The sequence below is a fragment of the Luteimonas aquatica genome (genome assembly GCF_022662575.1).
Lineage (GTDB): Bacteria > Pseudomonadota > Gammaproteobacteria > Xanthomonadales > Xanthomonadaceae > Luteimonas > Luteimonas aquatica.
Window position 1 is genome coordinate 937715 of sequence record NZ_JALBFU010000001.1, and the last position, 12397, is coordinate 950111.

The 12397-nt window shown below is 72.4% G+C and carries 9 protein-coding genes and 1 pseudogene; 8 read left to right on the forward strand and 2 right to left on the reverse strand.

Going from position 1 to position 12397, the window contains the following annotated elements:
- The first annotated feature begins 41 nt into the window (after positions 1 to 41).
- The 8 genes and pseudogenes from MD221_RS04325 to gnd all read left to right on the forward strand — a co-directional run bounded on the left by MD221_RS04325 (position 42) and on the right by gnd (position 10078).
- The gene (locus MD221_RS04325; RefSeq protein ID WP_242108080.1) at positions 42 to 2555 is read left to right on the forward strand and encodes a TonB-dependent receptor plug domain-containing protein; all 2514 of its coding nucleotides are present in this window, start codon (positions 42 to 44) and stop codon (positions 2553 to 2555) included.
- A gap of 139 nt (positions 2556 to 2694) precedes the next feature.
- Positions 2695 to 4452 carry a vWA domain-containing protein gene (locus MD221_RS04330; protein WP_242108081.1) on the forward strand — a complete coding sequence of 586 codons (1758 nt, stop codon included), beginning with the start codon at positions 2695 to 2697 and terminating at the stop codon, positions 4450 to 4452.
- Positions 4453 to 4615: 163 nt separating this feature from the next.
- Positions 4616 to 5212: an RNA polymerase sigma factor gene (locus tag MD221_RS04335; protein WP_242108082.1), complete on the forward strand. Its 597-nt coding sequence runs from the start codon at positions 4616 to 4618 to the stop codon at positions 5210 to 5212.
- Positions 5209 to 6342, forward strand: coding sequence for a hypothetical protein (locus MD221_RS04340; RefSeq protein WP_242108083.1), 1134 nt, complete (start codon positions 5209 to 5211; stop codon positions 6340 to 6342). Before MD221_RS04335 ends, MD221_RS04340 begins: the two co-directional genes overlap by 4 nt.
- A 4-nt stretch (positions 6343 to 6346) precedes the next feature.
- The gene (locus MD221_RS04345) at positions 6347 to 6970 is read left to right on the forward strand and encodes an IMPACT family protein (protein WP_242108085.1); all 624 of its coding nucleotides are present in this window, start codon (positions 6347 to 6349) and stop codon (positions 6968 to 6970) included.
- Between the two features lie 62 nt (positions 6971 to 7032).
- Positions 7033 to 8799, forward strand: a complete 1767-nt coding sequence (locus MD221_RS04350; RefSeq protein ID WP_242108087.1) for an ABC transporter transmembrane domain-containing protein — start codon at positions 7033 to 7035, stop codon at positions 8797 to 8799.
- Positions 8800 to 8929: 130 nt separating this feature from the next.
- Positions 8930 to 9010, forward strand: a pseudogene (locus tag MD221_RS17495) (NAD(P)-binding domain-containing protein); the annotation flags it as partial.
- 171 nt (positions 9011 to 9181) lie between these two features.
- Entirely contained in the window at positions 9182 to 10078 is an 897-nt protein-coding gene (gene gnd / locus MD221_RS04360; RefSeq protein WP_425602216.1) for a phosphogluconate dehydrogenase (NAD(+)-dependent, decarboxylating), read from the forward strand.
- A gap of 47 nt (positions 10079 to 10125) precedes the next feature.
- Here gnd and MD221_RS04365 read toward each other — a convergent pair whose 3' ends face one another.
- Entirely contained in the window at positions 10126 to 10632 is a 507-nt protein-coding gene (locus tag MD221_RS04365; RefSeq protein WP_242108088.1) for a L,D-transpeptidase family protein, read from the reverse strand.
- Positions 10633 to 10673: 41 nt separating this feature from the next.
- A complete protein-coding gene (locus tag MD221_RS04370) occupies positions 10674 to 12326 on the reverse strand; it encodes an isovaleryl-CoA dehydrogenase (RefSeq protein ID WP_425602198.1) in 1653 nt (550 codons plus the stop codon).
- Positions 12327 to 12397 lie beyond the last annotated feature (71 nt).

Sequence of the window (12397 nt, forward strand, 5' to 3'; positions counted from 1 at the left end):
GCCGGCGTTCGCGCGCGCTGCCACCGGGAGTCCAATCCAAGATGTCCAAACGCCACGCCACGTCCGCACGCGCGTTGATGCCGCTGAGCACGCTCGCCCTCGCACTGCTCGCCGCGCTGCCCGCCGCCGCCCAGGAGACGGCCACGGCCACGCAGGCCGAACCGCCCGCCGCCGCGCAACCCACCGAACTGGACACCATCGAGGTCATCGGTTCGCGCGCGCGCGGCCGCACCGCCGCCGAAGCCGCGGCGCCGGTGGACGTGATCAGCCGCGAACAGCTGCAAAGCGCCGGCGTGCAGGAAATCGGCCAGGCGCTGCAGATGCTGGAGCCGAGCTTCAACTTCTCGCGCACCTTCGTCAGCGACGGCACCGACATCATCCGCCCCGCCACGCTGCGTGCGCTCGGCCCCGACCAGGTGCTGGTGCTGGTCAACGGCAAGCGCCGCCACCAGCAGGCGCTGGTCAACGTGCAGCAGACCATCGGCCGCGGCTCGGCCGGCACCGACATCAACGCGATCCCGATCTCGGCGATCGAACGCATCGAGGTGCTGCGCGACGGCGCGGCGGCGCAGTACGGCTCCGACGCCATCTCCGGCGTCATCAACATCGTGCTCAAGCGCAGCACCGACACCTCGGGATCGCTGGAAGTCGGCCAGACCTATGCCGGCGACGGCGAGGTGCTGCATGGCGGCCTCAACACCGGCTTCGGCCTGGCCGACGGCGGCTTCCTGAACTTCACCTTCGAATACCGCGACCGCGGCGAGACCAACCGCGCCGGCCCGAACCTCGACCTGAACCCGCCGCGCGTGGCGCTGCGCCTGGGCGACGCGGATTCCACCGACGCCTACCTGTGGACCAACGCGGCGGTGCCGATCGGCCCAGGCGAGCTGTACTGGTTCGGCGGCTACTCCAAGCGCAAGGGCGACTCCTCCGGCATCTTCCGCGCCGCCGGCGACGAGCGCGCGGTGCCCGAGGTCTACCCGGACGGCTTCCTGCCCAACCTGCTGACCAGCGTCGAGGATGCGTCGCTGGCCTTCGGCTACCGCGCGCCGCTGGGCGAGAACTGGGACTGGGACGTGTCGGTCAACCGCGGCCGCAGCAAGTTCGACTTCGCCGAAGGCAACTCGATCAACGTGAGCTGGTGGTACGAGCCCAAGCCCGATGGCAGCGGCATCTATGCGCAGTCGCCCAACAGCGCCTACACCGGCGGTCTGCAGTTCGACCAGACCACCTTCAACCTGGATTTCCGCGGCACCGTCAAGGGCTTCAACGACAATCCGCTGTCGCTGGCCGCCGGCTTCGAATGGCGCGAGGACAACTACAAGATCAAGGCCGGCGATCCGGTCTCCTACAGCTACGGCCGCACCAACAGCGGCGCGATCCCGATCCTTACCCCGAGCGGCGCCGTCGCGCCTCCCGGCATCCAGGGCTTCCCCGGCTTCACGCCCGGTACCGCGGTGGACGACGGCCGCCACAGCATGGCGGTGTACCTCGACGCCGAGGCCAAGCTGACCCAGCGCTTCCTGCTCGGCGCGGCGGTGCGCTTCGAGGACTATTCCGACTTCGGCAACACCACCACCGGCAAGCTGTCCGCGCGCTTCGACGCCACCGAGAAATTCGCCATCCGCGGCACGCTGTCCACCGGCTTCCGCGCGCCTGGCGTGCAGCAGCAGTTCTACAGCCAGGTGTCCACCAACTTCGACACCGCCGGCAACCTCACCGACACCCTGACCGCGCGCCAGGACAGCGCGGTGACGCGCGCGCTGGGCATCAAGCCGCTCAAGGAGGAGACCTCCACCAGCGGCACGCTGGGCCTGGTCTACAAGCCGAGCGAGAACACCACCTTCACCGTCGACGTGTTCCGCATCGACATCAAGGACCGCATCATCTTCTCCGGCAGCATCGGCCCCGAGCCGGTCGGCACCGACGACCTGCCCTGCCGGCCCGACAACGGCAACTGCCCGATCCGCGGCGTGCTCGAACCCTTCCGCGTCGGCCAGGCACAGTTCTTCACCAACGCCATCGACACCAAGACCCAGGGCATCGACATCGTCGCCGAGCACGGCATCGATTTCGACGGCGGCTCGCGCCTGGACCTGACCGCGCTGGTGCACTGGAACAAGACCGAGGTCACCAAGCGCAAGTCGCAGTCGGACATCATCGGCGTCGACAAGCTGTTCGGCGACGAGCAGGTGCTGCTGGTCGAACGCGGCCAGCCGCGTGCGCACCACGTGCTGCAGGGCGTGTACACCACCGGCAACTGGAGTTTCCTGGCGCGAGCCAACTACTTCGGCAGCGTCGCCGGCAAGGGCTTCACCCTGGTCAAGCAGACCTGGGGCGGCGAGTGGCTGGGCGACGTCGCGGTCGGCTACCGCTTCAACAAGAACCTCAAGCTGACCGTCGGCGCCAACAACGTCTTCGACGCCTATCCCGACAAGTGGGATCCGGTCGGCGGCGCGCCGTTCCCGCAGATGGGCTTCAAGTACGGCTGGGAAACCCTGCCCTTCGGCACCAACGGCGGCTACTACTACGCCAAGGTCGATTTCAGGTTCTAGTCGCCGCTTGCGTCCGCGCCGTCCGCCACGGCGGAGGCGCGGAGCGCCCTGAACGGGCGATCGCGGCCGCGCGCCGCGATCGCCAACCCCGTTCGCGGCGGCCGCGCGTTAGCTCTCCCGTCCATTCCGGGAGACACCCATGCAACGCCGCACGCTCGCTTCCGCCCTGCTCTGCGCCCTGGCGCTCTCCGCCTGCACGACCGTCGGGCCGGCCCAGAAACAGCAACCGACCGCCCGGCAGCCCGCCGACGAAGCCGACCGGGATATCGCGGCCGTCGCCCCGACCGCTCCGCCCGCCCCGCCGGCGCCGCTGGCGGAACAGCGCTCGCTCGAGCGCATCGTGGTCACCGGCGCAAAGCGCAGCAAGCGCGCCGTCGCCGATGGCGGCGCCCCGGCCTACGCGCCGGCCGCCGCCCTCGCCATGCCGGCGCCGCCGCCGTACTGGCAGCCGAGCAATACCGAGAAGTACGCCGATCACGAGGACAACCCGGTGCACCGCGCCAGCGAGCAGCCGGTCTCCACCTTCTCCATCGACGTCGATACCGGCAGCTACAGCAACGTGCGCCGCATGCTGCGCCAGGGCGTGCGCCCGCCGGCCGATGCGGTGCGCGCGGAAGAGATGATCAACTACTTCAGCTACGGCCATCCGGCGCCGGCGTCGCGGCAGACGCCCTTCCGCGTCACCACCGAACTCAGTCCGGCCCCCTGGAACGGCAAGCGCCAGCTGCTGATGGTCGGCATCAAGGGCTACGACGTGCCCAAGGCGACGCTGCCGCCGGCCAACCTGGTGTTCCTGATCGATACCTCGGGTTCGATGGAGTCGCCCGACAAGCTGCCGCTGCTCAAGCAGGCCTTCACCCAGCTGGCGCGCGAGCTGCGGGCGCAGGACAAGGTGTCGATCGTGGTCTATGCCGGTTCCGCCGGCCTGGTGCTGCCGCCCACCCCGGGCGACCGGCAGGGCGAGATCCTCGCCGCGCTCGACCGCCTGCAGGCCGGCGGCAGCACCAACGGCGGCGACGGCATCCGCCTGGCTTATGCGACGGCCAGGCAGGGCTTCGTCGCCGGCGGCGTCAACCGCGTGATCCTGGCCACCGACGGCGACTTCAACGTCGGCACCGTCGACCAGGGCGCGCTGGAGACGCTGGTCGCCGACCAGCGCAAGTCCGGCATCGCGCTGACCACGCTCGGCTTCGGCGAGGGCAACTACAACGACGCGATGGCCGAGAAGCTGGCCGACGTCGGCGACGGCAACCATGCCTACATCGACACGCCGCGCGAAGCGCGCAAGGTGCTGGTCGAGCAGATGGGCGCCACCCTGCTCACCATCGCCAAGGACGTGAAGATCCAGATCGAATTCAATCCGGCGCAGGTCGCCGAGTACCGCCTGATCGGCTACGAGAACCGCGTGCTGCGCCGCGAGGACTTCGCCAACGACAAGGTCGACGCCGGCGACATCGGCGCCGGGCACGAGGTGACGGCCCTGTACGAGATCACGCCGGCGGGCTCGGGCGCCGAGCAGTTGCCGCCGCTGCGCTACGGTACCGAGGCCGGGCCGGCGACCGGCGCCAAGGCCGGCGAGCTGGCGGAACTGCGCCTGCGCTACAAGCGTCCCGGAGAGCAGACCAGCCAGCTGATCGCCACGCCGATCCTGCGCAGCGCGCTGCGCGCGCAGCCGAGCCCGACGCTGCGCTTCGCCGCCGCCGTGGCCGCCTACGCCGACGCGTTGCGCGGCGGCACGCACCTGGCGAACTGGAACTGGGGCGACATCGCCCGCGAGGCGCGCGGCGCGCTGGGCGAGGACCGCACGCAGCAGCGCGCCGAATTCGTGCAGCTGGTCGAGCAGGCGCGCGCGCTGACCGACGGCGACGCGCCGAAGGTCGGCATGGTCGCCGAGTGAATCCGGCCGGCCCGAACGAGCGATTCGCAAGCACATGCCGCTGCCAGCGCACTCCACGGCCCTCGCCGCCCCCGTCCCGGCCGCCGCCGGCGGGGGCCGGCGGCCCGTCGGCGCCCGTGCCCCGGGCTTCACCTGGGGCGCGGCAACGCTTACCCTGCCGCGGATGGACGATGTCGCCGCCGCCAGCGCCGCAGTCAATGACGACACCAGCGACGAATCGCTGATGGCGGCCTACGCCGGCGGCGACGTGGCGGCGTTCGAGCAGCTCTATGCCCGCCACCGCCTGCGCCTGCACCGCTTCCTGCTGCGCCAGCTGCGCGATGCGGCGCTGGCCGACGAGTTCTTCCAGGACGTCTGGCAGCGCGTGATCGCCGCGCGCCTGGACTGGAAACCCGACGGATCCTTCTCCAGCTGGCTGTACCGCATCGCCCACAACCGCCTCGGCGACCATTGGCGCGCGCTCAAGCACCGTCCGCCGGCGCCGGACAACGCCGACGAGCGCGCCGCGCGTATACCCGATCCCGACACGCCCGAGCGTAGCCTGTCGGAATTCGAGCAGCGGCGCCTGGTGCAGCTGGCGCTGGACGAGCTGCCCGAGGAACAGCGCGAAGTGATCCTGCTGCGCCTGGAGCAGGAACTGACCCTGGAGGAAATCGGCGCCGTCACCGGCGTCGGCCGCGAAACCGTCAAATCGCGATTGCGCTACGCGATGGACAAGCTCCGTACCCGACTGGGGCCCGCCGAGGCCTCGCACGCATGAACACCCCGCACGACATTCCCGGCCCCGATCGCGATTCCGACGCGGCGTTGACGCCCGAAGAGCGCGAGCTCGCCGCGCAGATCGCCCGCGCCGCGCCGCAGCGCGGGCCGTCGCCGGCGTTGGATGCCAGCATCCTGCGCGCCGCGCGCGTGGCGGTCGCCGCGCCGCAGCCTGCGCCGCCCTCGACGGCCGCGCGCGCCGCGACCGCGCGCCGGCGCGCGCGGCGGCGCTGGCCGGCTGTGTTCGGCGTCGCCGCGACGCTGGCGCTCGCCTTCGGCCTGGCCTGGCAGCTGCGCCCGAGCGAGGAATTGCAGATCGTCAGCGTCTCGGAGATCCCGCCGACGGGCGCGGGAGCCGCGGGCGGCCCGTCGGCCGATGCCGCGGCACCGCCCGAGGCCGACGCGCAGGCCGCCGACGCCGCGCCCGTGATCGAGCCGGCGCCGGTCGCTGAGCAGCCCGCCGAGGCCCATGAGACCCCACAGAACGGCGACGAGCCAGGCGCGGCCGCCGCCCAGGCCGCCATCATCGACACGCCGGCGCCGCCCGAACCTGCGCAAGCCGACGCGGCACCCGATCTCGAGCGCGTCGTGACCGCGCCGCCGATCCCCCCGGCGCCGGTCGCGGCCCCACCCCCCGCGCCGCCGGCACCGCCATCGCCGCAGGCTTCCGCGCGGGACGCGGCGCAGATGCCGGCCGAACTGTCCGCGGTGCCGCCGGCCATGGAACCGCTCGAACAGCGCGCCAAGAGCCGCCGCGCCCCTGCGCAGGCCGAGGCGGTGGCGCCGTCCGCCGATGCCTCCGCCGACGGCAATGCGGCCGCCAGCGCGTACGGCGCCGCGGTGCCTCCGCCTCCGCCGCCCCCGCGCCAGGAAGCCGAGCAGAAAAAGGAACTGGACCGGATCGAGGTCAGCGGCGCGCGCGTCGTGCGCGGCTTCGAGGACCAGCCGCTCGACGACGAGCCGCCCGCCTCCGCCGACTCCCCGCAGGTGCGCGAGGCCTGGCTGCGGCGCGTGCGCGAACTGGTCGCGCGCGGCGAGCGCGACGCCGCGCGCGACAGCCTGCGCGAATACCATCGCCGCTATCCCGAGGCCGAGATCCCGGACGACCTGCGCCAACTGCTGCCGGAATAGGCCGATGGCGGCGGACAGACACGTGCCCGGCGGCGGCGTGCCGGACAGAAGCACGCTCGCGGCCGCGTCCAGCCATGCGGTGGAGATCAAGCACAGCCGCTTCCTCGCCCAGGCCGCGCCGGCGGCGAGCGCGCAGGCCGCGCTCGCCTTCGTCGAGGCGGTCTCGGCCGCCGACGCCACCCACAACTGCTGGGCCTATCGCATCGGCGACCACTACCGCTCCAGCGACGACGGCGAGCCGGCCGGCACCGCCGGACGGCCGATTCTGGCCGCCATCGACGGCCAGGGCCTCGACGGCGCCGTGGTGGTGGTCACGCGCTGGTACGGCGGGATCAAGCTCGGCGCCGGCGGACTGATCCGCGCCTACGGCGGCGCCGCGGCCGAGTGCCTGCGCCGCGCCGAACGCGTGCAGCTGATCGTCCTGGCCGAGCTGGAGGTCCACGCCGGCTTCGACGACCTCGGCCACGTGCACGCGGCGCTGGGCGCCTTGGCGGCGGAAAAACTCGAGGAACGCTTCGACGTCGGCGGCGCCGTGCTGCGCCTGCGCCTGCCCGCCGATCGCGTCGACGCCTTGAAAACGCTGTTGCGAGACGCCACCCGGGACCGGGTACGCTTCGGCCAGCCATAACCGCCGCCGCTGCGTCCGGGCGCCCGCCCGGCTTCCGCGTCCGCGCCCCACCAGGATCCTCGATGTCGGCAACGCCTGAGTCTCCCGCCAAGCCCAAACCCCGTCTCGGCAGCCTGGGCGCGCTCTGGCCCTTCGTGCTGCGCCACAAGGCGCTGTTCGTGGCCTGGCTGCTGGCCCTGGCCGCCTCCAGCGCCGCCACGCTGAGCCTGCCGCTGGCGGTGCGCGGCATGATCGACCACGGCTTCTCCAGCGGCGACAACATCGACGCCACCTTCTTCCTGCTGCTGCTGGTGGCGGTGGCGCTGGCGCTGGCCACCGCCGCGCGCTTCTTCTTCGTCTCGCTGCTGGGCGAGCGCGTGGTCGCCGACCTGCGCACGCAGCTGTACGCGCACCTGGTCGGGCTGGGGCAGTCCTTCTACGAACGCACCCGCAGCGGCGAGCTGGTCTCGCGCCTGTCCGCGGACACCGAGCTGCTGCGCAGCGTGGTCGGCTCGAGCATGTCGGTGGCCCTGCGCAGCGGCGTGATGGTGCTGGGCAGCATCGCGATGCTGGTGGTCACCAGTCCGCGCCTGGCCGGCTATACCCTGATCGGCATTCCGCTGTGCGTGCTGCCGATCGTGCTCGGCAGCCAGCGCCTGAGCCGGATTTCGCGGCAGAGCCAGGACCGCGTCGCCGACGCCAACACCCTGGCCGCCGAGGCGCTGGGCGCGATCCGCACCGTGCAGGCGCACGCGCGCGAGCCTTTCGAGCGCGGCCGCTTCGCCGACGCCGTCGCCGCCACCGTGGCCACCGCGCGGCGCCGCATCGGCATGCAGTCGCTGGTCACCGCGACCGCGATCGCGCTGGTCTTCGGCTCGATCATCCTGGTGCTCTGGACCGGCGCGCACGACGTCATCGACGGGCGCCTGAGCGCCGGCACGCTCGGCCAGTTCGTGCTCTACGCGCTGTTCGGCGGCGGCTCGATCGGCGCGCTGGCCGAGACCTGGAACGAGCTGCAGAAGGCGGCCGGCGGCATGAGCCGCATCTCCGAGCTGCTGGAGGAACGCACCGACATCCGGGCGCCCGCGCATCCGGCGGCGCTGCCGCGGCCGGTGCGCGGCGAGCTGCGCTTCGACGACGTGGTCTTCCACTATCCCTCGCGGCCGGACGCGGCGGCGCTGGAGGACTTCAGCCTGCACGTCGCGCCCGGCGAGACCGTGGCCCTGGTCGGCCCTTCGGGCGCCGGCAAGAGCACCGTGTTCTCGATGCTGCTGCGCTTCCACGATCCGCAGTCGGGCGGCATCACCGTCGACGGCGTCGACATCCGCACGCTCGACCCGGCGGCGCTGCGCGAGAGCATCGCCCTGGTGCCGCAGCAGCCCACGATCTTCGCCGCCAGCGCCCGCGACAACATCCGCTACGGCCGCCTGGAGGCGAGCCAGGCCGAGATCGAGGCGGCGGCCGCGTCCGCGGAGGCGCACGAGTTCCTGCGCGCGCTGCCCGAGGGCTACGACGCGCAGCTCGGCGAACGCGGCGCGCGCCTGTCCGGCGGCCAGCAGCAACGCATCGCCATCGCCCGCGCGCTGCTCAAGGACGCGCCGATCCTGCTCCTCGACGAGGCGACCTCCGCGCTCGACGCGCAGAGCGAGCGCGCCGTGCAGCAGGCGCTGGAGAACCTGATGGCCGGCCGCACCACCCTGGTGATCGCGCACCGCCTGGCCACCGTGCTCAAGGCCGACCGCATCGTGGTGATGGACCGCGGCCGCATCGTCGCCCAGGGCACGCACGCCGAGCTGCTGGCGCAGGACGGCCTGTACGCCGAACTGGCGCGGCTGCAGTTCCTGGACTGACGGCCGCTGCGCAACGCCGCGCTGCACAACACTGCGCGCTCCCCGCCGTGCCCTCGCGCGGCGGGGAATTCACCGGCGGCGTGAGAGAATCGCTTTCCCCCCGACATCCGGAGTCAGCATGGAACTCGCAATGATCGGCCTCGGCCGCATGGGCGCCAACATGGCCGAGCGCCTGCTGCGCGGCGGCCATCGCGTACGCGGCTTCGATCCGGTACAGGCCGCGCGCGAGGCCGCCGCGCAGCGCGGCGTCGAGACCGCCGAGTCGCTGCAGGCCCTGGTGCAGGCGCGTCCCGCGCCGCGCGGGCGCTGGGGGATGGTGCCGGCCGGCCAGATCGTCGACGACCCGCTGGCGGCGCTGCTGCCCCTGCTGGTGGCGGGCGACATCGTGATCGACGGCGGCAAATCCTATTACCAGGACAGCGTGCGGCGCGCGCGCGAACAGGGCGCGCGCGGCCTGCACGGGCTCCACCCCCCCTCCGCGATGGCCGCCGCGCAGCGCGGCGTCGAGACCGCCGAGTCGCTGCAGGCCCTGGTGCAGGCGCTTCCCGCTCCGCGCGTGCTCTGGCTGATGGTGCCGGCCGGCAAGATCGTCGACGACACGCTGGCGGCGCTGCTGCCGCTGCTGGTGGCGGGCGACATCGTGATCGACGGCGGCAATTCCTATTACCAGGACAGCGTGCGGCGCGCGCGCGAACTGGGCGCGCGCGGCCTGCACGGCATCGACTGCGGCACCAGCGGCGGCATCTGGGGGCTGCAGGAGGGCTACAGCCTGATGATCGGCGGCGAGGAAGCGCCGGTCGACTACCTGCGGCCGGTCTTCCAGACGCTGGCGCCGGCCCCCGACAAGGGCTGGGGCCGCGTCGGCCCGAGCGGCGCCGGGCACTTCACCAAGATGGTCCACAACGGCATCGAGTACGGCCTGATGCAGGCCTACGCCGAGGGCTTCTCGATCATGCAGCACAAGCGCGAGTTCGCGCTCGACCTGCACCAGGTCGCCGAGATCTGGCGCACCGGCAGCGTGGTGCGCTCCTGGCTGCTCGACCTCACCTCCGACGCGCTGCGCAAGAACCCCGCGCTGGACGGCATCGCGCCCTGGGTGGCCGATTCCGGCGAGGGCCGCTGGACCGCCGCCGAGGCCATCGCGCTCGACGTCGCCGCGCCGGTGATCACGCTCTCGCTGCTCGAACGCCTGCGCTCGCGCGACGACGACTCCTTCGGCGACAAGCTGCTGGCGGCGATGCGCAACGAGTTCGGCGGGCACGCGATCAAGAAGGAATAAGCCGCCGCTTCTCCGCCGCCCGCAGGGGCGTGCCCGGAAATCGCGCCTCAGGGATCGATGCCGATCGGGATGCCGGTGGGCACCAGCGACCAGATTTCCTCGATCTCCGCGTCGGTCACCGCGATGCAGCCGTCGGTCCAGTCGCGCAGCGACTGCGCGTAGCTGCCGCCGTGGATGAAGATGTCGCCGCCGGGATCGACGCCGCGCGCGCGCGCCTGCGCGCGGTCGGCGGCATCGGGATACGAGACGCGCAGCGACAGGTGGAAGCGGCTGTTGGGATTGCGGCCGCTGATGCGGTAGTCGCCCTCGGGCGTCTTCTCGTCGCCCTGCTGGCGCTTGTGTCCCACCGGCGCGTCGCCCAGGCGCACGCGGTAGCTGCGCAGCACGCGGCCGTCGCGCAGCAGTTCCATGCGCCGCTCCGACTTGTCGACATGGATGCGGTCGGCGCGCTGCGCGGCCGCGGCCATCGCCGGCGGCTGGGCCGGCAGCGCGAACGGCACAGCGGCCAGCAGGCACGCCAGCAGCCACCGGCGGCGCGATCGCCGCATGTTCATCGCACCCGCCTGCGTGCCGTCGCCTCTGCTCCGATGACGCATCAGGCCGCCCCCGAGGCCCGCGCTCGCTCGATCAGCGCGCCGCAGTCGGTATCGGAGGCCAGCGTGCCGAACGCCAGGCCGTGCCCGCCGCCGAGGCGGCTGACGCAGAAGGCCTCGGCCGCGGGACTGCCGGTGCGCAGCAGGACCGAGGCCTGCAGCGCCAGCGCCAGCCGTTCGGCGAGCACGCGCGCGCCGGCCTCGTCGCTGCCGCCCGGCGCCAGCGCCCTCTTCAGCGCGACCAGCGCGGCATCGTAGGCCGGATGCAGGCCCTGTGCCGATTCGAGTTCGGCCAGCAGCGCGATGCCGGTCTCCGGCTCGCGCGAGAGCGCGCGCAGCACGTCCAGGCACTGGATGTTGCCGGAGCCTTCCCAGATCGAATTCAGCGGCGCCTGCCGGTACAGGCGTGGCAGGATCGACTCCTCGACGTAGCCGGCGCCGCCCAGGCATTCCTGCGCCTCGTTGACGAAGGCCGGCGAGCGCTTGCAGATCCAGTACTTGCCGATGGCGGTGGCGATGCGCGCGAAGGCGGCTTCCTGCGCGTCGCCGCGGCCGCCGGCGTCCACCGCGCGGGCCACGCGCAGCGACAGGGCCAGTGCGGCCTCGGCCTCCAGCGCCAGGTCGGCCAGCACGTTGCGCATCAGCGGCTGCTCGATCAGCGCCCTGCCGAACGCGCGCCGGTGCGCGGCATGGTGCAGCGCATGCGCCAGCGCCATGCGCATCTGCGCGGACGAACCGAGCATGCAGTCCAGGCGCGTGAGCATCACCATTTCCAGGATGGTGGCGATGCCGCGCCCTTCCTCGCCCACGCGCCAGGCCAGCGCATCGACGAACTCGACCTCGCTGGAGGCGTTGCTCCAGTCGCCGAGCTTGTCCTTCAGGCGCATCAGCCGGAACGCGTTGCGGCTGCCGTCGGGCAGCCGGCGTGGCATCAGGAAGCAGCCCAGGCCGCCCGCCGACTGCGCCAGCACCAGGAAGCCGTCGCACATCGGCGCAGAGAAGAACCATTTGTGTCCCACCAGCCGGTATTCGCCGTCCGCGGTCGGCGTGGCGCGCGTGGTATTGGCGCGTACGTCGCTGCCTCCCTGCTTTTCGGTCATGCCCATGCCCAGGGTGACGCCGGGCTTGTCGGCGATGGCGACATCGCGCGCATCATAGCGGCAGGCGGCGACCTTCTCCGCCCATTCGCGCAGCGCCGGCGCATGCCGCAGCACCGGCACCGCGGCATGGGTCATGGTCAGCGGACAGCTGGTGCCCGGTTCCACCTGATGGTGCAGATAGCTCAGCGCCGCGCGCGCCACGTGCGATCCCGCGCCGCGCTCGGCCCAGGACAGGCCGGCGACGCCGTGCTCGATCGCCGCCTGCATGATGCGGTGGTAGTTGGGATGGAATTCGACCGTGTCGATGCGGTGGCCGTAGCGGTCGTGCGTGCGCAGGCGCGGCTTGTCGCGGTGCGCGTCGAAGCTCAGCGCGTACTGCTCGCCGCCGGCGACGGCGCCGTAGGCGGCGATGCGCCCGGCGAACGCGGCGGCGCCCTCGCGCGCCACGCCCTCGCGCAGCGCCGCGTCGTCCGCCCACAGGTCGCGCGGCGCGAACTCCGGCGGCTGGTTGTCGACCACGTGGGTTTCGAAGGGCGGCGGCGATGCGGCTTTCATGGCACCTGACATCCTGTTAGGAAGCACATAGATCGGAAGGCCCGATTGTCCACCAAATCCGCGCCGCGGGC